Here is a 25562-nt window from a genome sequence, read left to right as displayed (position 1 = left end):
ATTAAATCGGAGGTATATAAGATGATTGAAATTGTATTTGGTGAAAGTGCCTGTGGAAGTTTGAAAATTGCCCAAACTTACGGCAAGGGAAAGTATAGAGGAAGTGCTGTTTCAATATTTATGAGGCACGAAGACGGGAGTGTTCCATCTTCAGATGAAATGAAAAAGGCACAGCTTCAAGCACAGGAACAAGAACGCATTGCTTGGGAGAATGCTATTCCATTGGGAGGCAAGAGCAGTGATGTTTATTGTTTTGATATGGTTCTTAGTGTGGGAGATATTTCTGATAATGGAATTGGCGAACAGCGGAAAAATATTTTCAAGAAAATGCTGTCTGTCTGCTTTGTAGAGGATTTAGATTATCAGGTTGAAGAAAAAATACAGAAAATTAAAACTACATTGACCTCAGTGATTGAACGATATGTAGCTGGGGAAGAAATTCGCATTTGGTATAGCTATAATCCAGATGAGCTTTGTGGTATGTATTGGCTTATGAAACAACTTCAACCATTAAACTGCCAGACAACAATTTATTTGGTTAAGTTACCTACATGGGAATATGGAAAAGAAAATACTATGACATCCAAAATAGCATGGGGCGAGGTGTCTCCTGGCGAATGGGGAAACTATATAACTCTACAAGAGAAAGCTAATCCTGTATTTCTTTCAGCTTGTACTATGAAATGGAATCAACTTCAAAATGAAAATGCACCTTTGCGTGCAATGTTAAATGGTAAATTGCAAAGCGTTTCAGAAGATATATATGATAGTTTCATTCTTCGTGAAATTGCGGAACAGCCAGAGCAATTCAAAATGGCTATTGTCATAGGTAATGTTTTAGGAAAATATCAACTTGGAATTAGTGATGTATGGATTTCCAATCGCATTGATAAAATGCTTGAAGATGGTGTGTTGGAAATTATACAGGACGCACCAAAGGGAGAAACAAATTATCGCCGAATATTAAGAAAACGAATGAAATAATAACCACAGCACAAACCGCTGCTACATGGAATCCAACAAACCATGCAACAGCGGTTTTCCTTTACCGTTTTTTCCTCTGGCTGATAGGCGTTCCCATTTTCTTTGATTTTTTGAGAATACGAATGAACCAGCGAAATTCTTCTTCTGACAGGTTTTTATAGTTGATACCAAGCTGCTTGCAGTAAAGGATAACCAGTTTTTCATCTCGACTGCCCTTGAAATTTTCGACCGCTTCCAGATTTTCTTTCAGTTCATCGGCAACGGTAGTTTGGGGCGCACTCTCGCTGTCCTTTTTGTGGAATTCCCGAATATCCCGGATAATCAGGTTGAGGTCATCCAGAACCATGTGACTGAAATACTCATCATCACTGATATGTGCGGCTTGCAGCACCTTCAAATGCGGGTCATCTTCGCCGGGGCGATACCGTTCAATAATTTCATGCCGGACGGTATCAACAAGGGAGTTGAGATTTTGGATTTGCATGGTGGCAATCCCGTCCACATAAATCTCAATGTCCGCAAGAAACTTGATAAAGTCCTTATGGGTGGCAAGTTCGCAGAGCAGACGGTTGTTAATCCGACCGCTTTTCAGCAGTGCCACCATCTCATCGTTCAAATGCAGCTCCGTCAGTGGCGTGTTGATCTGCTCCCTATTCTCTGTCCGGCACAGCAGATAATCGACGGAAACCCCATAGAAGTCTGCCAGCGTGATAAGGTTGCCATGATTGATTTCCTTATAATCCTCTTTTTCATAACTGCCAAGGGCTGATTTAGAAATGCCCGTCAGCTTTGATAGTTCTTCCAGATTTAAGCCTTTGTCTTTGCGGAGTTCCCAAAGGCGTTCCTGTATGCTTGTTGCAACTTTCATGGGCGCACGCTCCTTTCCGGTGGTTTTATTTCTGCCGTTTAACTGGATTATATCACACTTTCCGCAATCGTGGAAATTTCTGATTTTCCCCCTGATTCCTACTTTGTGGATATACGGCACAGGGCACAAAAATGTTCTATGATACAGGTAGTTCATCGATGGATTATTCCAATCGAATGACCAGCCTGTGTGGGATATGCTTCCCCGGCGATGTAGCGCCATGACTTTTGGCAGGGATATGGAGGAACCCTGACCGAAACGAGCGTACCAAAGGGAGCGATACGCCGCTGTGAGATTCAGGGGAGGAACGACACCGGGGAGAACTGGCGAACTGACACCGAAATGATACCGAAACACGACAATCTGATAGGGGGATAGTCTACCCTATCGCTGATACTTCGGGAGATTTTAAGCGGCTCTATGACCGTAATTTTGCCGAAAATCGCCCCGAAACCATACACAAAAACGGGAGGAAGCGCAATATGCCGAGAATGAGCAAAAAGAGGAAGCATGAGCTTTCCTTTTACCTCAATGACCGGGGGCGTGTCACTTACAACGAATTATGCCGGAAATGCCAGCATGGGTGCAGGCAGAGCTTCCGGGCGGTTGTGGTTGACTGCCCCCGTTATTTATCCAAACGAGCAAAGAAAAAGGAGGAACACACCGAATGAATTTTGAATTTATGACGATAGACACACCATTGCCGCCGTGTATGCCATTTCCCATAGCGTTGACAGGATTTCCAGTCAGCAGCACCGCAAAGGTCATGTACTGCCGGATGCTGGACGCTATGCTATCCAAAGGGCAGGAGGACGAAAACGGAATCCTGTTTGTCTGCTTCCCTGTCACAGCCATTGCTACAGTCCTGTCCCGCAACTCCATGACGGTCAAGCGTTCTCTGAATGAACTGGAAACCGCTGGGCTTATCATGCGGGTGCGTCAGGGCGTGGGAGAACCAAACCGGATTTATGTGCTGATACCGGGAAAGGAGGACGCTGCCCTTGCCTGAGACCTCAAAGCTGGAAAAACTCAACTGGGAGCTGGAGAAAAGCGAAAAGAAACTGCGGAAAGCCATCAATGATGAAAAGGCATTGCAGTACCAGTTAAAGCAGCTTACCCGAAAGGAACGAACGCACCGGCTCTGTACCCGTGGCGGTATGCTGGAAAGTTTTCTGCAAGAGCCGGAACGCCTGACAGATGATGATGTCATGCTGTTGTTGAAACTCATTTTTCACAGGCAGGACACGCAGGAACTATTGAAAAAACTGCTGGAACGGGAGAAGCCGGAAACCCCTTAGTTTACTAAGGGCGCAATTATACACCACCCAGAGGTTGGTGCATTGCGTTCTCCGAAGGCTCCTTGCCGGAGGGCTGTGATTTTCCGCAGTCAAGGTCTGCTCCAAATCATACAGGGGACGCTACGCTTCCCCTGCGCTGGCTGCCGCCAGCTACCCTTTTGTGGACTTGCCATCTGGGGACACCTTGCGTTGCAAGCTGTTCCCAGCCGATAAGTTTCATAAAATATAATGCAAATGGAAAGCTAACTTGACATAAAAGAACTATGTGATATAATGGAAGCATGGAAAGTTAACTTTCCATAAGAGAGGAGGATGACATGAAAAATCGCCTGGAAGAATTACGAAAGCAACGAGGCATAAAGCAAGAAGATTTAGCAAATGCATTGGAAGTATCACGACAGACCATCGGCTCTTTGGAAAACGGACGCTATAACCCATCTATTCAGTTGGCATTTAAGATTGCCAGATATTTCAACATGAGTATTGAAGAAATTTTTATTTACGAGGAGGATTGATTATGAAAAAAAGGTTGTTGATTTTAATGACAGTTACAGGAATGATTATTCTACTGGGAGGATTGCTAACATACGGTTTGGGAGTACATGAAATAATACCTGTGCCACGTCCCGACTTAATAGTAGTAGGTACATCTCTCATTGGAATTTTGCTGATTGTATCTGGTGTGTGCGACTTGTTCGTTAAGAAAACCAAAGAAATGGAAATAGAGGAAAATGACGAGAGAAATATTTCGCTTAGTAATGCTGCTATGGCAAGTGGCTTCAAGGTAATGAATGTTACGATTGCTGTTTCTATTTTTGCTTTGATTTTCACCGGATATATGACAGTAGTCCCATGTTTCACTATTATTGGGGCTTATGCTATTGGACAAATTGTATTTATTGTGCGACTTTGGTACTTGCACAAAACTATGTAAATGTATTACTAAATACCCGCCGCCCCCAGCGGCACAACAAGCAGGAAATCTGAAAAGGTATCCTGCTTTTTCTATGTCCAAAAACGGAAAGGAGGAACACAAAATGCCCTGTCCACACAACGAAATCTCTATTGTGCAGCGCAGCCACCGCCAGTCTGCGGTTGCCGCCGCTGCTTACCAGAGCGGCGAAAAGCTGTTCTGTGAATATGACCAGGAAGTAAAACACTACCCGGAAAAGCGTGGTATCGTCCACAATGAAATCCTGCTCCCGGCAAACGCTCCCCTGGAGTACACAGACCGCAACACCCTCTGGAACGCTGCCGAAGCTGTTGAGAAGCAATGGAACTCCCAGCTTGCAAGGCGGTGGGTGCTTTCCATTCCCAGAGAGATACCGCCCGACCAGTACGCCGCCCTTGTACGGGATTTCTGCCGCCAGCAGTTTGTTTCCAAAGGAATGTGCGTGGATTTTGCCATCCATGACAAAGGGGACGGAAACCCACACGCCCATGTCATGCTGACCATGCGGGCAATGGATGAGCGTGGGAAATGGCTTCCCAAGAGCCGCAAGGTCTATGAACTTGATAAGAACGGGGAACGAATCAAGCTCCCGTCCGGCAGGTGGAAAAGCCACAAGGAAGATACGGTTGACTGGAACGACCGCAAATATGGCGAAATCTGGCGGCATGAATGGGAGGTCATCCAAAACCGCTATCTGGAAGCCAACAACCGCCCGGAACGAGTAGATCTCCGTTCTTACGAAAGACAGGGGCTTGATATTATCCCTACCGTCCATGAAGGGGCTGCTGTCCGGCAGATGGAAAAGCGTGGGATTCAGACGAACATCGGCAACCTGAACCGAGAAATCAAAGCCGCCAATAGTTTGATGAAGTCCATCCGGCAGCTTATTAAAAATCTCAAAGGCTGGATTGCGGAGCTTAGCGAAAAGCGGAATGAACTGCTTGCCCAAAAAGCTGCGGAGGAAGCGGTCTTTCTTCCCAATCTGCTGATGAAGTATATGGAGATACGAAAGGCAGAACGGAGCAGCTGGACACGGGCGGGACAAAGCCGGGGGACTTCCAAAGACTTAAAGGCAGTCAGCGAAGCCCTGTCCTATCTCCAGAGAAAGGGACTTTCCACCGTGGAGGATTTGGAAAACTTTATAGAAACGTCCGGGAAATCTGCCGCCGACTACCGAAAGCAGATGAAGCCAAAGGAAACCCGCAGCAACGTGATTGACGCTATCCTTGCCGCCCGGACGGACTGTAAGGAATGTAAGCCCGTTTATGAGAAATACCAGAAGATATTTTTCAAGAAAACTAAGGAAAAATTCAAGCTGGAACACCCGGAGGTTGCCCGGTTTGAGAAAGCCAGTGCCTACCTTGCCAAGCACCCGGACGATAAGGACAGCACGAAAAAGGAGCTTTTGCTGGAACAGGCGAAGCTTGTGGACGAAATCGCAGACTTGAAAGTACCGTTGACCGAGGTGCAGGAAGATTTGAAGAAGCTGTGGGACATCCGCTACTGGGTACGGAAAGCCACACCCGGCACAGAGGAAAGCAAAGAGCCGCCCAAGAAGCAGCCCCTCAAAGAAGTCTTGCAGGATAAGGCTGACGAGAAGAGAGCACAGAAAAACGCCCCGGCGCAGACGAAACACAAACAACAGGATATGGAACTTTAACAGGCACTTGCCATTTTCAGATTGAGAATGATAAGTGCCTTTTCTTTTTTACAAGGAGGAATTGATTTGAATGTATTTGAAGCTGTGAAGCAGTCCGTTACGACAAGACAGGCTGCGGAGCATTACGGAATCCGGGTAAACAGAAACGGGATGGCTTGCTGCCCGTTCCACAACGATAAGACCCCCAGCATGAAGCTGGACAAGCGTTTCCACTGCTTCGGATGTGGTGCAGATGGGGATGTGATTGATTTTGTAGCTGCCCTGTACGGGCTGGGGAAAAAGGAAGCCGCCGCACAGTTGGCGAGTGACTTCGGGCTTGCCTATGAGGACTGGAAGCCACCGGGCAGGGCAAGGAAGCCCAAGCCCCGGCAGAAATCCCCGGAAGAACAGTTCCGGGAAGCAAAGGCACATTGCTTCCGTGTCCTTGCCGATTATCTACACCTCTTACGGGTATGGAAAACCGACTATGCCCCGCACTCCCCGGAGGAAGCGTTTCATCCCCGGTTCGTGGAAGCCTTGCAGAAGCAAGCCCATGTGGAATATCTGCTGGATGTGCTGCTGTTTGGGGATACGGAGGAAATCGCTTCACTGATTACGGAACATGGAAAGGATGTGATACAGCTTGAACAGCGAATGGCAGAGCTTGCCGCCGCAGACGCAGCAAGAACTAAAAAACACCATGAACGCCATGCAGCCGCCCCAGAGCGTTGAGGAAGTAAAGGCAACTCTGGAAACCACCGAGAAAGGCGGTGTCCGCCAGAGCATACGGAACTGCCTGACCGTATTCCAGCGTGACCCGGTGCTTGCCGGGGCAATCGCCTATAACATCCTGACCGACCGAAAGGACATCATAAAGCCCATCGGTTTTCACAGAGAAAGCACAGCCCTGACCGATACAGACATGAAGTATCTGCTTCTCTATCTGGAGGAAACCTACGGGCTGACCAGTGAGAAAAAGATTGAAACCGCCATCGGGATTGTGGCGAATGAGAATAAGTACCACCCCATCCGGGATTTTCTGAACAGCCTTGCATGGGACGGGACGGAGCGCATCCGCTTCTGTCTGCGGCACTTTCTGGGGGCGGATGTGGACGATTACACCTATGAAGCCCTAAAGCTGTTTCTTTTGGGGGCGATTACAAGGGCATTTAAGCCCGGAAGCAAGTTTGAAATCATGCTGTGTCTGGTAGGCGGTCAGGGGGCTGGCAAGTCCACCTTCTTCCGTCTGCTGGCAGTCCGGGACGAGTGGTTTTCCGATGATTTGCGGAAGCTGGACGATGATAACGTGTACCGCAAGCTGCAAGGTCACTGGATAATTGAAATGTCGGAAATGATGGCAACCGCCAATGCCAAGAGCATTGAGGAAATCAAGTCTTTTCTAAGCCGACAGAAAGAGGTTTATAAGATACCCTATGAAACCCACCCGGCAGACCGTCCCCGTCAGTGCGTGTTCGGCGGTACTTCCAACGCCCTTGACTTTCTCCCCCTTGACCGTTCCGGCAACCGCCGATTTATCCCGGTCATGGTGTACCCGGAGCAAGCCGAGGTTCACATTTTGGAGGACGAAGCCGCTTCCAGAGCCTATATCAGCCAGATGTGGGCGGAAGCAATGGAGATTTACCGAAGCGGCAGGTACAAGCTGTCATTCAGCCCAGCCATGCAGCGGTATCTCAAAGAACACCAGCGGGATTTTATGCCGGAGGACACCAAAGCCGGGATGATACAGGCTTACCTTGATAAGTACACCGGGGAAACGGTCTGTTCCAAGCAGCTCTACAAGGAAGCCTTAAATCACACCTTTGACGAGCCGAAGCAATGGGAAATCCGGGAAATCAACGAGATAATGAACCAGTGCATTACCGGGTGGAACTACTTTTCCAATCCAAGAATGTTTGCGGAATATGGCAGACAAAAGGGCTGGGAGCGTGAAATCCCGGCAACGGACACCGACAACCCGCCCGAAAAATCTATGGACGGTTTTGTGGAGGTCACGGAGCAGATGGAGCTTCCATTCTGAAAATGACAGCCCGTTGCCGACTTCGTTGCTATCCCGTTGCCGAGCCGGTTGCCGGGGAAAAACCCATAACTGCGGGCTTTTCTCCCCTATGACAACCAAAACAACAGAAAAATAAAAGAAAAGTATAAATAGTAACCACCGCCAGATTGAGATTGTTTGCAAGGTCTTTTGAAGCCCGTTGCCGGACTTCGTTGCCGACACCCTCTGTCTGGCTATTTTCATGTATGGAGGATAACTGCCTATGGCAAAAAACAAAACAGAGATTCATGTGACCACTGTATTTGACGGGGAGCTGGACGCCACCGATGTGTTCGTCAGCCTGATTTCCCAGAAATACGGCAAGACAAATACAAAAGAATATCTTGCTAAAAAGAAAGAATTGAAGTATAATGAAGATGAGGTTCAAAAGAGCCGGATACCGTCTGGATTGTGTGGGTAAATGGCTATGATGAACGAAATGGAATACAGAACAATCGGTTCGGCACTTGCCGGGGGCTATCGTGCAGCGGTCTATTGCAGACTGTCAAAGGACGATGACCTGCAAGGCGAAAGTGCCAGTATCGCAAACCAGCGTGATATGCTGGAAAAATACTGCGAAAAGCAGGGATGGGAGGTTGTGGCAGTCTATCAGGACGATGGCTTCACAGGTCTTAATATGGAGCGTCCTGATTTACAGAGAATGTTGAGATCCATTGAGCGCAGGCAAATCAACCTTGTTATCACGAAAGACCTCAGCCGACTGGGGCGTAACTATCTGCAAACCGGGCATTTGATTGAGGACTTTTTCCCAAGAAACGGGGTGCGCTATATCGCCATGAATGACGGTATCGACACCTTACGGGATAACAACGACATTGCCCCGTTCAAGAATATCCTGAACGAGATGTACAGCAAGGATATTTCCAAGAAAGTCCATTCCTCTTATCTTCTGAAAGCGCAGAAAGGACAGTTTACCGGGTGTCTTGCCCCGTTTGGGTATCGGAAAGACCCGGAGGACAAAAACCATCTGCTCATTGACGAGGAAACCGCCCCGATTGTGCGGCTGATTTTCGGATATGCCCTAAACGGTCATGGTCCGAACTATATCCGCAGACGGCTGGAGGAAGAAAAAATCCCCTGCCCCACATGGTGGAACCGGGAACGGGGGCTTCGCAATACCCGCACCAAATGGGAAAAGAAAGACCCGGAAAACGGGCGGTATATGTGGGACTTCTCCGTTATCAAAGACCTTTTGATGAATCCCGTCTACACCGGGGCGATTGCTTCCCAGAAAAAAGACTACCGCTTCAAAATCGGCACGATTGGGGAAAAGAAACCGGAGGACTGGGTTGTGGTTGAGGGACAGCACGAACCGCTGATTGACCGCATGAGCTTTGATATTGTGCAGAACAAGCTGAAATCCCGCCAGCGTCCGGGGCAGACCAATGAAATCAGCCTGTTTGCCGGACTGATAAAATGCGGCGAGTGTGGGAAGTCGCTGACGATACGCTACACAAACGCAAAACATCCCCAGCGGATTTACTCCTGCAAGACCTACAATGCCTTTGGAAAGAACCACTGCACCCAGCACCGGATTGACTATGACACCCTTTACAGCCATGTGCTGCGGAAAATCCGGGAATGTGCCAGAGCTGCCCTGATGGACGGGGAAGCGGTTGCTGACCGCCTGACCAATACCTGTGAAGCCGAGCAGCGGGAACAGCGGGAAGCAATGGAACGCTCCCTTACAAGGGACGAGGAACGGATTGAGGTTCTGGACAAAATGGTCATGCGGCTTTATGAGGATATGATTGCAGGGCGTATCAGTGAGCAGAATTTCAACACCATGCTGGAAAAGACACAGACCGAGCAGACGGAGCTTAAAACAAAAGTGTCCGAGGGCAGAAAGCGGCTGTCCGATGAAGTCCAGCTTGCCAATGACGCAAAACAATGGGTGGAAGCCATTCAGGAATACGCCAACATCACAGAGCTGGACGCAGCCACCCTCAACCGCTTAATCAAAGAAATCGTCGTGCATGAGCGCATTGACGAAGATAAAACAAGACACATTTCTATCGAAATTCATTTTAATCTCAAACCCATCCCGGAGGTGGAACAGGTCACTGCCTGACCTGTCCCGCCGGGACGGTTCTCTTAAAAAATACCATATAGATTTTTTGTACGCCGCCGCCCGCCATCGAGCAGAGTTTTACACCTAATTGGGGATAAAACAGTTGATGGCAGGTATTGCACTTATTGCTGTAGGTGTACTTATTGTGCCAGTCTTGAAAAATATGATGTCATCTGCTATGACTTCGTAATATTACTGTTGTTATCTTAAAGAAGGGTGTGATAGTTTGGAAATTTGGGAAGACTTTATCTCCGGAATAGATGAGTGGTTCAGAGGATTTCTTGCCGGAGCAATTGAAGGTTGTTTAAAAACAGTAAATTCTATGCTGTCAGGTGCTCTCAACAATGGTGATGATGGAGGAATTAATTCAATTTTTAATTCTTTTCTCGGTGACCCTACGACTTTCACGGGGTCAACATCTACAAATGAAAGTCTGACTCCGATTTGGAGTACGATAGAAACACTGTCAAATAATGTGATTGTACCTATCGGCGGTTTTGTTCTTATGGTTATTGTATGTTATGAGCTTATACATATGGTTGTTGACGGCAATAATTTTAAGGATGTTGATGATTCAATAATTATACGGTGGATACTTAAAACATTCTGCGGAATTTTGCTTATAAGCAATGTTTTTTATATAGCAACAAGTGTATTTGCGTTTGGTACAGATGCTGTCAACGATGCATTGACAACCTTGTTTGGCACAGGCGATTTTGTTGATGATGAGTTAATAAGCAGCAGTACATTTCACGATGTATTAATGGCACAGGACAAAGGTACTCTAATTGTAACTCTGATAATAAGTTTTGTAATGATTATAGTCACTTTCTTGCTATTAGCATCAATTATCGTAGTGCTTGCATCGAGAATTATTGAAGTATTTATGCAATTATCTATTGCCCCTATTCCATTTGCAACATTTCTTAACAAGGATTGGGCTGACATAGGCAGGAATTGGCTAAGGAATATTTTAGCACTCGCTTTTCAAGGATTTTTTATCATCGTTGCACTCGCAATATTCCAATCATTGTTCAATAACGCACTTGTCACAATGATGTCAGGGTCAAGTACAGATGTCATTATGACTATGGCTATTCTTCTTGGATTTATAATTGCATTTATATTTACGATGTTTCGCACATCAAGTATTTCAAAGTCAATATTTTCAGCACACTAATAACTTGTGCCCCATCGGGGCACAAGTTAAAAGAAGAGGAGGAAATTACATTATGCAGGTGCAGGAAAATTTTGTTCACATACCAAAAGATTTATCACTCATTAAGCAAAAATTCCTTTTGGGACTTACAAAAAGACAAGCAATAGGTTTTGCTGTCGGACTCATATGTGGTTTACCTGCGTTTTTTATAGTCAAGGCTATAATTAACAATTTGACAGTTGCAATATTTGCAATGGGTATGTTTGCTATTCCGGGGATTATGTATGCTTTATTCAATAAAAACGGTATGTACTTTGAAACATATATTGCATTGCTTATTAAATTTTTTAAAAAGCCGAGAGTACGAAAGTATGAACCTTTATCTGCTTTAAAAGCTATTGAAAATCAAATTGAATATAACAGATTAAAAAGAATTCTTTTAAATGCAGATGTTGATGTTCCGGTATTTGATAATAAGAAGGTGACATTATTTGAAAAAATCACAAGTAAACACAAAAAATAACAATCAGAAAAAGCAATTAAGTAAGGAAGATATTAATTCTATAAAAAGAAGAATGTCACAGCTGAGGAAGGAAAATACAGACAGAAAAGCATCAACTCAGGCACTGATACCATACAAAACGATGCTCCCTGATGGTACTTGCCATATTGGCGGTAAGAAGTATTCTCAGACTGTTGAATTCTATGATACGAACTATCAACTTGCAACATTTGACGAAAAAGGCAGTAAGTTTTCTTCGTGGTGTGATATTCTCAATTACTTCGATGACAGCATTGAATTTCAAAATACATACGAAAATCAAATCATTGATAAAGACTCAATGATTAAGTATGTAAAAATTAATGATGTCAATGACTCTTATAATGACATCAGAAAAGAGTACAGTAATATTCGCATTGAAAATTTATTTGGAGGAAACAACGGTAGAAGCATTAAAAAATATCTTACCTTCACAACAGAAGCTAAAAATCTAAGAGAAGCAAGAGCAAAACTTAATACAGTAGCAAATGAAGTTATTCAACTGTTTGCCGATATGAAAGTATCCGCTCGCAAACTAAGCGGTGAAGAACGACTTGAGAGTATGTATAAATCGCTCAATCCTTTTACTACACAACCTTTTCTTTTCGATTGGAATCTCGTTAGGAAAGGTTATGATACAAAAGACTTTATTGCTCCTTCATCTGTAAAATTTGTTGGTAAAAATCAATTTGAAATTGGTAATGCGTATGGCTGCGTAACATCAATTAATATTCTCGCCGGTGAATTATCGGACAGAATAATTGCAGATTTTCTTGACAAAACAGAAGGACTTGTTTCGTTAAATTTCCATATAAAGCCTTTTGACCAAATAAAAGCTTTAAAATATGTGCGTGGTAAACTTTCTGATGTTCAAAAAATGAAAATTGATGAACAAAAGAAAGCCTTTCAAGCAGGTTATGATTCAGATATTTTGCCTGAGTCAATTCAAATATATCTTAACGAGTTAAAAGGCTTACTTGAAGATTTAAACAGTAAAAATGAACGCTTATTTGACATTACAATTACTGTCAGACAATATGCTTTGAGTAAACAAAAAAGCAATTTACAGCTTGAAACATTATCAAGAATTACGCAAAAAAACAACTGTAAACTCATATCACTTGATTATATGCAAGAGGAAGCACTCGCATCGTCATTGCCAATCGGCTACAATGATGTACCGATTGCAAGAAGCTTACCGACAAGTGCAGTAGCTGTATTTATACCTTTCTCAACGCAGGAAGTATTTCAAGCAGGCGGAACATATTACGGACTGAATCAGGTCACTAAAAATATGATTTTGGCTGATAGACTAAAATTGAAAAACCCTAACGGCTTATACTTAGGCGTGCCGGGTGGAGGTAAATCTTTTGCTGTAAAGCGTGAAATAACAGATATATTTTTAACAAGAGATGATGATATTTTTATAACCGACCCTGAGGGAGAATATTATCCCATTGTCCAACATTTGAAAGGTCAAATAGTAAAAATATCATCGAACAGTCCTCATCATATTAATCCGCTTGATATAAATATTAATGCAGCCAATTTACAAGATGAAAATCCTGTTGCAACAAAATCTGATTTCATCATCTCTTTATGTGAGCTTATTGTTTCAGATAAATTAGGATTAACAGCAGAAGAACGCTCAGCTATTTATAAATGTACGAAAAGACTTTATCAAAGATTTTTTTCAAACAGTCCAAGCAGAGAAAATATGCCAACACTTGCTGATTTACAAAAGGAATTCAGAGCAGCTGATGTTGTACATACTCTCAACCGAGTTGCTAATTCGCTTGAAATGTATGTTACCGGCTCACAGAATATTTTTGCATATAGAACAAATGTTGATATTGATAATCGCCTTGTGTGCTTTGACATTAAAGAGCTTGGCTCACAACTAAAAAAAATCGCACAGCTTATTATACAAGATCAAGTGTGGTGCAAAGTTTCTGAAAATCGTAACATCAAAACAACACGCTACTACATTGATGAATTTCATTTGTTGCTGCGTGATGAACAAACTGCGAAGTATTCGGTAGAAATGTGGAAACGCTTCAGAAAATGGGGCGGTGTGCCCACCGGCATAACGCAGAATGTAAAAGACTTGCTCTCATCACCGGAAATTGCAAATATACTTGATAATTCTGACTTTATATATATGCTGTCGCAAGCCAATGGTGATAGAAAAATATTGCAAGAAAAACTTGATATATCCGATGCACAAATAAAATATGTAAAAGGTAGTCAACCGGGTCACGGATTGGTTTTTTATGGTGATATTATTTTACCTTTTGAGGATGATTTCCCCGAAAATACAATTATGTTCCAACTTTTGAATACTGACCCTGCAAAACGAAAAATACCTGCAAATTTGAATTGAGGTGAAATGCAATGAGTTTAACGGGTAAGGAATATCATATTGAATTTACAAGAGTTAAAACAAGTACAGGCTTTCACAGACAAATTAAATTAAAGAAAGCTGATGCTCCTGCATTTGTTCAAAACGGTGTTTTGCATAAATTGTATAATGTTAATCGCAGATTTGAAGGTGATGTTCCGAAATTTTAAATCTCACAAAAAATTGAAAATATACAACCGCATACAACTCAAGGCAAAAGTGTAAAATATACTCTCTTGGCAGTAAGTAAGTCACGCAAAATTGCTACAAGTGCTGCCTGGAAAGCTGCTTTATCAGCCGAAACGATAACGCTTACTTCGGCAAGGTTAGCAGGCAATAGACTTACTCAAAAGATAAGGAATAACGCTGATACGATTGATAGCGGTAAAGCGATTTTAAGTGCCGTTACAACTATATCAACTGCAAACAGAGTAAGAAAAACTTTAATTCAACATAAACTGCAACGCAAAAGATATAAAGCATATAAGCAAGCTGTTGCCACTTCAAAAGCTCAATTCAAATCTGCTAAACACAGACTGCAAATTAAAAAGAAAGAGTTTAAGTCCGCAAAAAAACTGCAAAAGCAAAAATTGAACAATATTTCTAATGAATTTAAAAACTCTTCAAAATTTATTTCCGCAAAAAAAATAAGGGTTATTGCACGAATTTTGCATAAAAACATAAAAGCTAATCGTAAATTCATAATAGAGAAAGATAAAGTAGAAGTTCAAAAAGACTTATATAAAAGCAAAATTAAGTTAAAACGCTTATATAAGCCTAAAAACATCGTTTTGCAAGGACTTAAAAGTGCTGCTGTCCGTGGTGCATACAGTGTTTCAAACAAAATTGCCCAAAATGCTCAGGACAATGATTTCGTTCAGGCTATATCAAACGCTGTTACAGTTGATAGACAAATAAAAACTATAATAAAATCATATAAAAATCAAAAAATTTCAAAAGCTGAAAAAAGACCCGAAAAATTAAACAAAAGGAGAAACAAACTTCAGCAAAAGCAGAATAAGCTAAATCAGACTCGTATGAGGAAAAGAAGTCATAAGCCTAAGCCGAAAAGTACAGCAAAAGATAAAGTAAAGCAACTTAGTAAAGGAATGGTGAATATTATTGCTAAGCTGTTTGGAGCTTTAGCATTTCCTTTGCTGATTATAATACTGGTTTTTGGCTTAGTCGTTATGATGTTCGGCAGTTGTACGGCTAACAGCAGCTTTCTGCTCGGCACTTATTATTGTTCAGATTACGATATGGCACAAGCGATTGAAACATATACCGATATTGCTTACAGCTATAATCAAGAATCGGATACATTAAATCTTAATGTACCTAAATGTGAAATGCACATAGTAGATGTTGAACCGACCGAATTGCAGGAAGAGCTTGTTAATGAACTATCAGACAGAGCCGATGAGGTCAATAACGGCTCCGTAGATCCGTCACAGGATAATATGCTCAAAATTACCGGTGACGGCAGAAAGCTCGGACTTGACCCTCGACTTATCGATGCAGAATTTGAAGATAATCCCGGTACAAAGTTAAATGTGTGTGTTAATAATGTTTTTGACATTTATGAGAAAACCACTGATAAAAAACTTACGCAAATTATATTCTGTGATTTAGGTGTTCCGGGCAAAGGTGTAAATGTTGATGCAGACAGCAAAGACGAGGATACAAAGAGTGTTACAGAAATTGACTCTCTCGAAGAATCAGGCAAATTCTGCGTGTATGACGATATTAAAGATAAACTTATTGCTAAGGGTGTATCGTCACAAGAGATAGCGTTTATTCACGATGCTAAGAATGAAAAGCAAAAATCTGAGCTTTTTGCCAAAGTACGAAGTGGCGAGGTTCGCATACTCTTAGGTTCTACTGGCAAAATGGGCACAGGAACAAATGTGCAGGATAGAATTATTGCCCTACACGATTTGGATGTACCCTGGCGACCTTCTGACCTCGAACAAAGACGAGGAAGAATGGTAAGGCAAGGTAATATTAACGAAAAAGTGCATCTCTATCGCTATGTCACGAAAGGCACTTTTGATGCTTATTCATATCAATTACTTGAGAAGAAACAAAAGTTTATTAGCCAAATTATGACATCAAAAGCTCCTGCAAGAAAATGTAGTGATGTTGACCAGGCTTCATTATCTTATTCAGAAATTAAAGCTCTTTGTACCGGTGATGAGCGTATTAGAGAGAAGCTTACCCTTGAAAACAGAGTAAAAGAACTTACAGCGTATAAGTCTGAATATGATAATACCCGTTATGAGCTTGAGGACAAAGTAAACGCTTATCCTGAGCAAAGAAAAGATTTGCTCTGCACGATTGGTAATATCCAAAAAGATATTGATAAGTTAAATGCATTGCCTAAAGATGATGAAGGCTCGATTGTTTATACATATAATTTTGGAGATGCAGCTTATACCAACTCGGAAGAAGATAGAAAATCCGCAGCTAAAGCTCTTGGAGCTTTTGTAGCATTATCAAGGCAGCACCGAAATGAAACCATTAAAGTAGGTGATATTTCAGGATATGAGGTTGAAATAATCAATAAAGGCTTGATTGTTGATGATATTACTGCGAGATTAGGCAACGGAAAATACAAGGTTAATTTTGGTAGTCTTAATATTCACAATCTTTCTAAACTTGAAAATCTGTTTACAAAATTCAATGAATTTCTGTCTAATGCTAAAAAAGAATTGAATCGAATTGATTATGATTACAATTCAGCAAAAGAAATGCTTACAAAACCTTTTGAATTTGAGCAAGAACTTACTGAGAAAACTCAAAGATTAGCCGATTTAACAACTGCCTTGAATATTGAGCTTGCCCAGCGACAAAATACATTGACAGAAAAGGAATGCAAAACACGCTATTTTAGCAAAAACTCAATTTTGCACAAGGGAAAAAGTAGTGTTATTTCTGACCAAAACAGTCTTGAAGTAAAAAGGAGTGCACCTGAATTATGATAGCTTATGCAAAAGGCAATATAACAAAGTTTGATGTAGATGCAATTGTAAATGCAGCCAACGGCTTTGGATATATGGGAGGTAAAAGATGTGTTACAGAACTACATAGAGGAGTTGCAGAGAGCATTCAATTTGCATCTCAAGGTGCTGTTGAACAGCTTGCAAGAGCAAAATGTAAAACGCAACCTTTTTTCAGCTATGCACCGGGAGATGTTTTTGTGACCGATGCTCCTAACTTGGTATGTAGAAAAGTAATACACGCAGTTACTATGCGTACTCCCGGAAGTAAAGCAAAAATTTCAAATATAATAAAGCTAATTCCCAAAATTATAGCAACAGCTGAACAGCTTAATATAGAATCAGTAGCTGTCCCCTTGCTTGGGTGTGGAACAGGCAGACTTGATACAAAAGTTGTTCAAGAATTATTAGCTGATAATCTTATAAGTGATAAAGTGACTTTTTATATTGTTGATTTCTCTTAAAATAAGCTGTAAAACGATTTTTATAAAAACCTGAAATTATATTCTTTTTTAGAACTGCCGTTAAAATCAATTTAAACGGCAGTTTTACTTTGTATTATACTTGCATTTTTAGCGTTTTTAGCATATAATAATATAAAAGATTATTTGTTTATAAAAGTAAGCGTGGTGATATTTATGATGTCAATTACAAGTACAAGGTATCTTTCTAATGTTGACTGGTTGCAGGATGTGGTTCAAGGAACGGATTTAATCCTGTGCGGAGTTTCGGCACTTGAGTATCTCGAACTATTTAATGGTTATGTTAATGAATCTAAGATACAGGTATATGCAAAAAATAAGGGGCAATTTGATAACATAGAATATCACATTGTCAATTCGTTTGACCACATAGAATATCTCAATTTTAACGGTGTTTTGTGTACTACTGTTAATCAGACTATAAATGATATGCTTGCTAATTATGATAACATAGATGAGCTTGCTTTTCTTGAAGCATTGAGTAATTATTATTTTGCAAATGATGAATCCTTTGATAATCTTAAAATTAAACCTGAAAACAGAGATGTTTTTAATCAAGTGAAGCAGATGGCGATAGAATATTATTGTGAGGAGTAATATGACTGAACAGGAAAAACTGATGTACGAAATTCTCGGACAAATAACCACCTCTGATATTCCTATTGTGTTCAAGGGCGGTCTGATAACTAAACTGATTTTAAACGAGAGTGGCCTTAGCTCAGTTCAACGAACCACGAAAGATATTGATGCGAATTGGATTGGTCAACCCCCGTCTATGGACTATTTAGTTGATTCTTTAAATAACAGTTTTGGCGATTTACAAAGATGCTATAAAGCTGTTGCGTCACGGCAATACGGAGAAAAACAATCTGCCGGTATAAGTGTTATTGATAAAAACACAGGCAGAAAATTTATTACTATGGATATAGACATTAAGCCGTTGATTGACAGCAAAACCTATTATTATGAACAAACTAAAATCAGAGGAGTACTTCCAAATGAAATTTTGGCTGATAAGATTTGTGTCTTGTCGGGAGAAGCTATATATAAAAACAGAGCCAAAGATGTATTAGATGTTTTCCTATTATCTAAATGTGTGAAAGTGTATTCTAAGGACATTTCTGATATTTGCAAAAGAGCAGGAAGGGAAATAAAATCATTTGATGCTTTCCATAATAAAAAAGCTGAAATTGAACACGCATACAACAAATTAAAGGGTATTGAAGGAAAACCTGATTTTAATACTGTTTACAATTACTTGTATGAATTTATAGTCCCATTTGCACAGGAAGTAATTCCAAATAAAATGTGGGATTGCAAATCATTGTCGTGGAATGATGTATGTAAAACAAAATCTCCTCTATCAAGAAAGCAGATAAATCAAAACGCAAAAATTATATCCCGTACACAAGAAAATCAATCGCAACATAATAAGGACAAAAATAAAGGCATATAGCTCCTTTTACGGTGTTATATGCCTTTTAGTATGAACTACTCCGTTTTCACTAACAACAAATTCAGTTCCCTTACCGCTATTACCAAGAGTAAGGTCATTCGGTTTTGTAATTTTATTTTTATCAAAATATTCTTTTGTCAATAAAGAATATTTTGAAACAGAATCGTTCTTTGAGTCTGCAACGATAAAAATAATATCTTTGCTATCATACTCTTTAAACATTTATTATCACCTTACAATTAACAGTTTAAATTATATATGTAATTCATATCAACTTTTTCGGGAATACCATTAACCTTGCCATTCCACGAATACTGATGAATGTCAACATATGACGGAATGTCAGAGTAGGAAGTATTCGGAGCTGCTATCCAAATCAGATATTTAGATGAAAGTTCGTCCGGATATGCACTATCGACTAACATACTTTTTGCACTATACATACCAACATCATAACCATAGCTTTTTATGCCGTCACAAAATGTTGAAATTATATCAGTTAGTGTTCTGCGTGGCAAAACAGCTTGTCTGTATTCTTCTACATCAAGAAAAACCGGCAAGTCAAACTCTTTACCTTGAATGGTTTTCATACAATTTCTTACTTCTGCTTTTGCCGCATCGACAGATGTAGCGTAACTATACCAATACGCACCTACATTCAGTCCTGCGGCTTTTGCTTGCTTATAATATTTCTGAAATTCATTATCCTCTTGATTCGGGTCTTTTCCATACCCAGCCCTAAGAATTACACAAGTAACACCCGATTTTTTTACCTTGTTAAAATCAATATTGCCATTCCATTCAGATAGGTCAATACATTTCGCTTTTTCAACATTAAACTTAACCGATACGGACTTAGAACATTGCTTTGCAGTTACAGTAGCAGAACCTACTTTATTGACTTTAACCTTGACGGTATTACTGTCTGTTGAAACTATTTTTGCGACAGAGCTGTCTGATGATGAGTATGTAATGTCGCTTATATCGTTATTGGTTGTTATTGAAAATGTAACTGTATCACCGACATTTTTCTTATACTCATTTGTTGTCACAGATAGTTTTGTGTTTGCCTCAATGGTTTTAATATCGTTGTTTGAAATTTCTATTTGTAAAGTTGAAATATCATTTACATCAATTCTGCCGTCATTGTTTAAATCATAGTCTGTATTATCGTTGAAATTAGATATTTCATTCTGCAAGAATGTAACATCGTTTACATTCACAGTGTTGTCGTTGTTGACATCAAAGCCGGCAGCAAATACAGATGTGCTGTAACAGATGACCGACAATATTGCTGTTGCTGTAATCAGCGATTTCTTAAATAGATTATTCATTTTCCGTTCCTCTTTCTTTTCTCTAGTTTATTTTATTGTAGCAATACAAAGTAGCTCTGCAGTCAGCTAAACTATCGTGAGCAATGTCTGTTCCCCAGTCATAACCGTAATACTCTGCACACTTAGTTAGTTTCTGCCATTTATTGCAGCCATACTTATCACTCCATTCGCCGTATATGTCTGCGAAATCTTGCATAACATCTATGACAGTTGCCTTGCTGTTTTCGATACCAAAAGCAGCAAGAAATTCTAAATCGAAAAGTATGTTGTATCCAACAATCACATTCGCTGAATTAATTATCTTGTTAATTTCTTGCTTGACTTCAATGATGTTGGGTGCGTTTGCTACCATTTCGGGGGTTATATGATTTACCGCCATAGCTCCATCCCAATTTTCGGTAAAAAGCGGCTTAATATAGCTGTTGAAGAGCGTATTGCCCTGACTGTCTATAATTGACACCTGTAACAGCTCATCGGTATCGGCATTAAGTCCTGTTGTTTCTGTATCTATGACTATTTCGTCATATTCTATGCCTGAATCAAAATTTTGAGCTGTAAAAGTGTTTTTAATAATGCTTTAACAATGTCCTGTGTGATTTCTCGACGCAGTTGCAGTAACTCTTCTTCCTTCTTTACCTTTTGTTGCTGTAAAAAGGCTTTTTGACGAGCAACACGCTTTCCTTTCTCTTTTGTTCGATAGGCTGTAAGTTCTTCATCAGTCATTTTGCGTACTTCCTCATCCCAAAGATACAGTTCTTGATTAGGACAATAAGCATTTACCCAAAGATACCTACCGCACTTATCATCAATTTTGATATAATGCTTGAGCTTCCACTGTCTTTCGGTCAGCAAAAGTCTATCTTGCTTAACATTTATCCTTGTCCTTACGCTTGTTTTATAATCGTCCCAAATGCTCATATATACGCTCCTTTCTATCAATCACCTTTATAAGCTAACTGTGAGTCAATATCTCTTTGTAATCATAGAGTGCTATATCAACAGCCTTGGCAATACATACTGAATTATTGATTATTTTATTTCTCATTGGTTTCATCATATTAAAACTCCTTTTTATACAAAAACCATATTTTTATACACATCTTCTCTTACAATCAATCTTAGATTGTTGAGCAGCTTCTTATACTTCTCAGTATCATTATTGCGTTTGGCAAGCTGAATATCGTTGTTGCTGTTCTCAAGTTTTTTTACTGTATCATCGATCTTTTTGTCAGTATCAATAACCTGTTGCATAATTGTCTTATACAATGAGCCGTCATTGAGCATTTTTTGTAATTCATCACGCTTTTGATGATAAAGATAATGAGTAAAAATGCCCTCGTTCCAATATAATCTTCTCATATTGTAGTTGTCTGTTTTAAAGTTGTAACTGTAATAATTATACTCTTTTTTGCCGGGTTCGTCAATTACTTCCTCAAGGGCGTATTTTGGTATCGCAGATTGTAAAATGAAGATGAAAGAATAAAAAAGAATATCCGTAGAAACGATTTCGTAGTAGAATTAAGTTACCACAACAAAAATTCGAAAGGAAACCGTCACTATGGATATGCTTAATTTTACACCAAACCACAAGAAAGGTCAACACTTAACAAGAGAAGAACGCTACTATATATCAATCAGGCTTAATGTAGACCACTGGTCAGTTTACAAAATAGCAAAAGAACTTCATCGCCCATATAATACAATCAATAAAGAAGTACAGAATGGAACGGTGTATTTGTATAACGGAAAAGTCAAAAGGTATAAACCTGATATTGCTGAACAGAAATACAAAGATAAGCGAGCAAACAGTAAAAGAAACTACCGTTGTCTTGAATGTGTTGAATTTCTCAATTATGTAGTTGAAATGTTTAACAAAAAGGGTTGGTCATTAGATGCCAGTGTCGGATATGCCCCAAAAAACAATCTGTTTTCAACTGATGAAATGGTATGTACCAAAACACTTTACAACTATGTGGATTTAGGGATACTGCCAATCAAAAACATAGATTTGCCTGAAAAGCTTAAGCGAAACACCAAATCCTCAGGCACTCGAAAAAACAGAAAAATACTGGGCAAAAGTATTGAAGAACGCCCCGAAACAGTGAATTTAAGGGAAGAATTCGGTCACTGGGAAATAGACAGTGTGCTTGGTAAAAAGAAAGATACAGAGCCGGCCATAATGACAATAGTCGAAAGAAAAACACGAATGTCTTTGTGGATAAAAATAAAAGATCATTCATCAATGGCTATTGATGAAGCCCTACAAAGTCTGATTAATCGCTTTGGAACTAAGAAATCCGAAGTGTTTAAAAGTATCACAGGCGACAACGGTTCTGAGTTTGCCAATCTATCAAACATAGAAAATAACGGAATATCCGTGTATTTTACACATCTTGTGAAAAAGGAACTAATGAATGTCACAACAAAATGTTAAGACGGTTCATTCCTAAAGGAAAAGGCATAGATGACTATAGTGCAGAAGATATACTATTCTTTTCTGATACAATCAATGGACTGCCAAGAAAAATTCTTAACTATCACACACCGGAAGAACTGTTTGATAATCAATTGGACAGAATATATGCTACTTAAATGTTTGTGATAACATTTCTTATTGCGATAACTCACAAATTTCTGCTTCAGCGGATATGATATTTTTTATTATTTCAACTTGCTATTGCAATTTGCAAATTTATTTTTTCATAACTCTGAATTGAGTTGCTAAAATTGAAAAACTCTAAAAAATTATCAACTGTCATAATAGTTACACATCCTTTCTATCGCTGTAAAACATTTCAAGAGATTGTTCAACTATTTGTTGAATTTCATCATTGTTTTTGTCTGTAAAATACTTTTTATAAGTGTTTGGACTGATAGCAATTTTTTTATCAGGCTTTTTCTTTTTAATGTCAAGCACCTTGAGCATTTGGTTTCCTGTAAGCTCAAGGTTTTCTTTTTTGCAATCAACCGATAAAACTCGTAAATCTCTTGCTTGTGCTTCTGATATTTTCATCAGCATATCATTATTATCAGCTGTATTAATCTCAAGTAGTGTTGACTGCTCCTCTGCGGTCAAATATGACAACTCAACACCGGCTCTAACTGCAAGCTGACCTTTATCGAGCCAAGCAAGTATTCCATCACACAACTTACTTATTCTCACAAGTCTTGCTATTGTGTTTCTTCCTAATCCATATTCTTCTGCAACCTTTTCTCGGCTGTTACCGTTGCTTTCAGACTCACCGTTTAACGCTCTTATTTCATTGATAATGTCATTACGCTTTTCCTGAGAGAACATTTCGGAATATCGTCTTGCAATAATTCTTGCCTGCTCTGATATTTTAAGGTCATTAAAACCTCGTTGGATAAGGTTGCTCTCATCAACATAAGTTTGAGCTTCATCCTCTGTGAGTTTTTCTTTGATGATAGCCGGTATTGTTTCAAGACCGACTATCTTTGAGCAATTCCAACGGTTATGACCAATGAGAATTTCATATGTGTCTGAACCGTCAGGATTAGGACGGCAAACGATTGGAGATGTAACACCGTTCTTACTTATTGACTCAACCATATCATCCCTGCGTTCACCGTCATAGAGTGAAAACTGATGATTGTGAAACGGTACAAGCATATCAAGCGGTACTTGCTTTATCTGATTATTTTGTGAGAGCATTGTTTCAAAGTTAAAACCTGTCATTTTAACACCTCTGTAATTTACGCACCGATTCTTTCGGTCAGCTCATCGGTACAGGCTATGTATTCCTCACCGAGTTTACTTCCTTTAATCAAGCATAAAGCTTTGTGTTGTTTAGTGCTTTCAACTGCCTGTGTAGCACGATGTATGTGAGTGCTAAAAAGAGCTTCGTTATAGATGCTTTCAAGTTGTTCAACAACACGCTTGCTTGCGTTGGTACGGTCAACCATTGTCGGCAGTACGCCGAGGATTTTTAAATCAGGATTGATTGTTTCCTGTATCTGTGCAATAACACCTGTAAGCGTTTTAAGACCGCCAAAGGCGAAGTCTTGTACCTGTACAGGAATAATTACTCCGGAACTTGCAGTCAGAGCGTTCATCAGCAAAACACCTAATGACGGATTGCAGTCAATGATTACATAATCATACTGCTTAATTATGTCATCATTCAGGATACGCTTGAGTATGGTTTCTCTTGAAAGGACTCCTGCAAGGAATAAGTCTGCATTTGCAAGGTTAATATCGCAAGGTATGTAATCAAGATTATTAATCTCGCTATGTCTGATGCAGTCTTTAATTTTGACTGTCTTACTCATACCTACCTTGCCGATGAGAAGGTCACTCATTGTAGGGTTACCATCCGTATTGTCGAAATCGGCATATTTTGATAAGTCTGCCTGCGGCTCAAAATCTATTGCAAGGACTCTGCTGTTCTTGAGAGCAAGTGCTGCTGATATATTAAATGCTGTTGTAGTTTTGCCAACTCCGCCTTTTTGGTTTGCTACTGATATAATTTTACACATTATGCATACCTCCGTTATCGTGATTTTTCTGTTTGTTTTTCTTCGATGACTGTATTCTTTTGAGCAATTATTTTAGCGTTGCTCTTAATCTGTTTGCGAGAAATAGGAGCTTTTTTCTTAGTTCCTTTTTCTTTAGTTTCAACTGATTTAGACTGCAACTTTGATTTTTCAGGCTTTTGAAATATGTATATCAAATCGTGTTCTTCGCCTATATCGGTAACATCAAATTTCTTTACACATTTCCGTAGCCAAGGGAATGTTGTATTCATATCATCAATAAGGTTTATGATTTCGTAATCAAATAGTTTTCCTTTTGAAATATATCCCGACCATTGTCTATGGACGAAGCCGTTATCAGTAAAGAATTTGTTAATTTGTTTGTATGCTTTTAGATATATAAAAGGATTATCAGATTGATATATTTTTTGAAGAGCCTTAGAGTCTAAATCAAAATTGATTGCTTTTAATGATTTAATCATTTCTTTCTGCATTTATTTAAACCTAACATAATATCTTCAATGCTGCCATTTGACTTGTTATGCCAAAAATATTTTACGGCATAATTTTTAAACCAATCCATATCATACAAATCAAGAATTACTCTCCATAATGCACCGTAATCTCTGCTTCTGCCTTTGTCGGTAAAAATCAGGTGATAGGGCTTGTCTGTTTTGATTTCGGGTAAATCAAACCGCCTGAACATATTTTTGATATATTCGTACATTTCTTTAGGGTCGTAAATATCGTCATTGATAACCTTTTCTTCGTCAATAACAATTTCGACTTTATATTTATACTTCACTT

29 protein-coding genes and 1 pseudogene are annotated in these 25562 nt (G+C 39.9%); 20 read left to right on the top strand and 10 right to left on the bottom strand.

Annotation, left to right across the window (positions count from 1 at the left end; all coding sequences use genetic code 11):
• Positions 1-21: 21 nt before the first annotated feature.
• Positions 22-984: a DUF3658 domain-containing protein gene (locus tag I2E21_RS03900; protein WP_005601707.1), complete on the top strand. Its 963-nt coding sequence runs from the start codon at positions 22-24 to the stop codon at positions 982-984.
• Between the two features lie 61 nt (positions 985-1045).
• Here I2E21_RS03900 and I2E21_RS03895 read toward each other — a convergent pair whose 3' ends face one another.
• Complete coding sequence (locus I2E21_RS03895) at positions 1046-1852, bottom strand: helix-turn-helix transcriptional regulator (RefSeq protein ID WP_008372835.1); 807 nt, start codon at positions 1850-1852, stop codon at positions 1046-1048.
• Between the two features lie 482 nt (positions 1853-2334).
• On the opposite strand from I2E21_RS03895, the gene I2E21_RS03890 reads away from it, so the two are divergent.
• From I2E21_RS03890 to I2E21_RS03805, 18 genes are all read left to right on the top strand, one after another.
• Positions 2335-2523, top strand: coding sequence for a hypothetical protein (locus I2E21_RS03890; protein WP_002592123.1), 189 nt, complete (start codon positions 2335-2337; stop codon positions 2521-2523).
• On the top strand, positions 2520-2861 hold the full coding sequence (locus I2E21_RS03885; RefSeq protein WP_002595108.1) for a hypothetical protein: 342 nt from the start codon (positions 2520-2522) through the stop codon (positions 2859-2861). Before I2E21_RS03890 ends, I2E21_RS03885 begins: the two co-directional genes overlap by 4 nt.
• Positions 2854-3150 (top strand): DUF3847 domain-containing protein, encoded by a 297-nt coding sequence (locus I2E21_RS03880; RefSeq protein WP_002592121.1) that lies wholly within the window; start codon positions 2854-2856, stop codon positions 3148-3150. The genes I2E21_RS03885 and I2E21_RS03880 overlap by 8 nt, the downstream gene beginning before the upstream one ends.
• A gap of 317 nt (positions 3151-3467) precedes the next feature.
• Complete coding sequence (locus tag I2E21_RS03875; RefSeq protein ID WP_002595107.1) at positions 3468-3665, top strand: helix-turn-helix transcriptional regulator; 198 nt, start codon at positions 3468-3470, stop codon at positions 3663-3665.
• A 2-nt stretch (positions 3666-3667) separates the two neighbouring features.
• Entirely contained in the window at positions 3668-4084 is a 417-nt protein-coding gene (locus tag I2E21_RS03870) for a hypothetical protein (protein WP_002595106.1), read from the top strand.
• A 103-nt stretch (positions 4085-4187) separates the two neighbouring features.
• Entirely contained in the window at positions 4188-5762 is a 1575-nt protein-coding gene (gene mobQ, locus I2E21_RS03865) for a MobQ family relaxase (protein ID WP_195410480.1), read from the top strand.
• Positions 5763-5828: 66 nt separating this feature from the next.
• Positions 5829-6473: a CHC2 zinc finger domain-containing protein gene (locus I2E21_RS03860; protein WP_002595104.1), complete on the top strand. Its 645-nt coding sequence runs from the start codon at positions 5829-5831 to the stop codon at positions 6471-6473.
• The gene (locus I2E21_RS03855; RefSeq protein WP_007047420.1) at positions 6442-7779 is read left to right on the top strand and encodes a virulence-associated E family protein; all 1338 of its coding nucleotides are present in this window, start codon (positions 6442-6444) and stop codon (positions 7777-7779) included. The genes I2E21_RS03860 and I2E21_RS03855 overlap by 32 nt, the downstream gene beginning before the upstream one ends.
• A 241-nt stretch (positions 7780-8020) precedes the next feature.
• Entirely contained in the window at positions 8021-8218 is a 198-nt protein-coding gene (locus I2E21_RS03850) for a hypothetical protein (RefSeq protein WP_002595102.1), read from the top strand.
• A complete protein-coding gene (locus tag I2E21_RS03845) occupies positions 8219-9889 on the top strand; it encodes a recombinase family protein (RefSeq protein ID WP_005335872.1) in 1671 nt (556 codons plus the stop codon).
• A 226-nt stretch (positions 9890-10115) separates the two neighbouring features.
• The gene (locus tag I2E21_RS03840) at positions 10116-11069 is read left to right on the top strand and encodes a VirB6/TrbL-like conjugal transfer protein, CD1112 family (protein ID WP_195410479.1); all 954 of its coding nucleotides are present in this window, start codon (positions 10116-10118) and stop codon (positions 11067-11069) included.
• Entirely contained in the window at positions 11005-11571 is a 567-nt protein-coding gene (locus tag I2E21_RS03835; protein WP_195410478.1) for a PrgI family protein, read from the top strand. The genes I2E21_RS03840 and I2E21_RS03835 overlap by 65 nt, the downstream gene beginning before the upstream one ends.
• Positions 11540-13972 (top strand): VirB4-like conjugal transfer ATPase, CD1110 family, encoded by a 2433-nt coding sequence (locus I2E21_RS03830; protein ID WP_243240583.1) that lies wholly within the window; start codon positions 11540-11542, stop codon positions 13970-13972. Before I2E21_RS03835 ends, I2E21_RS03830 begins: the two co-directional genes overlap by 32 nt.
• An 11-nt stretch (positions 13973-13983) precedes the next feature.
• Entirely contained in the window at positions 13984-14160 is a 177-nt protein-coding gene (locus I2E21_RS03825) for a hypothetical protein (protein ID WP_195410477.1), read from the top strand.
• A gap of 66 nt (positions 14161-14226) precedes the next feature.
• Complete coding sequence (locus tag I2E21_RS03820; RefSeq protein ID WP_195410476.1) at positions 14227-16971, top strand: helicase C-terminal domain-containing protein; 2745 nt, start codon at positions 14227-14229, stop codon at positions 16969-16971.
• Entirely contained in the window at positions 16968-17453 is a 486-nt protein-coding gene (locus I2E21_RS03815) for a macro domain-containing protein (protein ID WP_195410475.1), read from the top strand. The genes I2E21_RS03820 and I2E21_RS03815 overlap by 4 nt, the downstream gene beginning before the upstream one ends.
• 174 nt (positions 17454-17627) lie before the next feature.
• Positions 17628-18068, top strand: a complete 441-nt coding sequence (locus tag I2E21_RS03810; RefSeq protein WP_195410474.1) for a hypothetical protein — start codon at positions 17628-17630, stop codon at positions 18066-18068.
• Between the two features lies 1 nt (position 18069).
• The gene (locus tag I2E21_RS03805) at positions 18070-18927 is read left to right on the top strand and encodes a nucleotidyl transferase AbiEii/AbiGii toxin family protein (protein WP_195410473.1); all 858 of its coding nucleotides are present in this window, start codon (positions 18070-18072) and stop codon (positions 18925-18927) included.
• Positions 18928-18933: 6 nt separating this feature from the next.
• Here I2E21_RS03805 and I2E21_RS03800 read toward each other — a convergent pair whose 3' ends face one another.
• From I2E21_RS03800 to I2E21_RS03780, 5 genes are all read right to left on the bottom strand, one after another.
• On the bottom strand, positions 18934-19149 hold the full coding sequence (locus tag I2E21_RS03800; RefSeq protein WP_195410472.1) for a hypothetical protein: 216 nt from the start codon (positions 19147-19149) through the stop codon (positions 18934-18936).
• Positions 19150-19166: 17 nt separating this feature from the next.
• Positions 19167-20261 (bottom strand): GH25 family lysozyme, encoded by a 1095-nt coding sequence (locus I2E21_RS03795; protein ID WP_195410471.1) that lies wholly within the window; start codon positions 20259-20261, stop codon positions 19167-19169.
• A 22-nt stretch (positions 20262-20283) separates the two neighbouring features.
• Positions 20284-20772: a 3'-5' exonuclease gene (locus I2E21_RS03790; protein WP_301965964.1), complete on the bottom strand. Its 489-nt coding sequence runs from the start codon at positions 20770-20772 to the stop codon at positions 20284-20286.
• A gap of 17 nt (positions 20773-20789) precedes the next feature.
• Entirely contained in the window at positions 20790-21179 is a 390-nt protein-coding gene (locus tag I2E21_RS03785; RefSeq protein ID WP_195410470.1) for a hypothetical protein, read from the bottom strand.
• 153 nt (positions 21180-21332) lie between these two features.
• Positions 21333-21620 (bottom strand): hypothetical protein, encoded by a 288-nt coding sequence (locus I2E21_RS03780; RefSeq protein ID WP_195410469.1) that lies wholly within the window; start codon positions 21618-21620, stop codon positions 21333-21335.
• Positions 21621-21819: 199 nt separating this feature from the next.
• On the opposite strand from I2E21_RS03780, the pseudogene I2E21_RS03775 reads away from it, so the two are divergent.
• Positions 21820-22853 (top strand): annotated as a pseudogene (locus I2E21_RS03775) (IS30 family transposase).
• Positions 22854-23025: 172 nt separating this feature from the next.
• Here the strand turns inward: I2E21_RS03775 and I2E21_RS03770 are convergent.
• From I2E21_RS03770 to I2E21_RS03755, 4 genes are read right to left on the bottom strand one after another with little or no spacing between them, the layout of a single operon-like run.
• Entirely contained in the window at positions 23026-23958 is a 933-nt protein-coding gene (locus I2E21_RS03770) for a ParB/RepB/Spo0J family partition protein (protein WP_195410468.1), read from the bottom strand.
• A gap of 17 nt (positions 23959-23975) precedes the next feature.
• Positions 23976-24758, bottom strand: coding sequence for an AAA family ATPase (locus I2E21_RS03765; RefSeq protein ID WP_207735298.1), 783 nt, complete (start codon positions 24756-24758; stop codon positions 23976-23978).
• Between the two features lie 14 nt (positions 24759-24772).
• A complete protein-coding gene (gene vapD / locus I2E21_RS03760) occupies positions 24773-25249 on the bottom strand; it encodes a VapD family protein (RefSeq protein WP_195410467.1) in 477 nt (158 codons plus the stop codon).
• Positions 25234-25560 carry a hypothetical protein gene (locus tag I2E21_RS03755; RefSeq protein ID WP_195410466.1) on the bottom strand — a complete coding sequence of 109 codons (327 nt, stop codon included), beginning with the start codon at positions 25558-25560 and terminating at the stop codon, positions 25234-25236. The genes vapD and I2E21_RS03755 overlap by 16 nt, the downstream gene beginning before the upstream one ends.
• Positions 25561-25562: the final 2 nt, after the last annotated feature.

Origin of the sequence: Ruminococcus sp. BSD2780120874_150323_B10 (genome assembly GCF_015553695.1) — a bacterium.
GTDB lineage: Bacteria > Bacillota > Clostridia > Oscillospirales > Acutalibacteraceae > Ruminococcoides > Ruminococcoides intestinale_A.
Note: the sequence above shows the minus strand (reverse complement) of the source record. Positions and strands in the feature narration are given on the sequence as shown.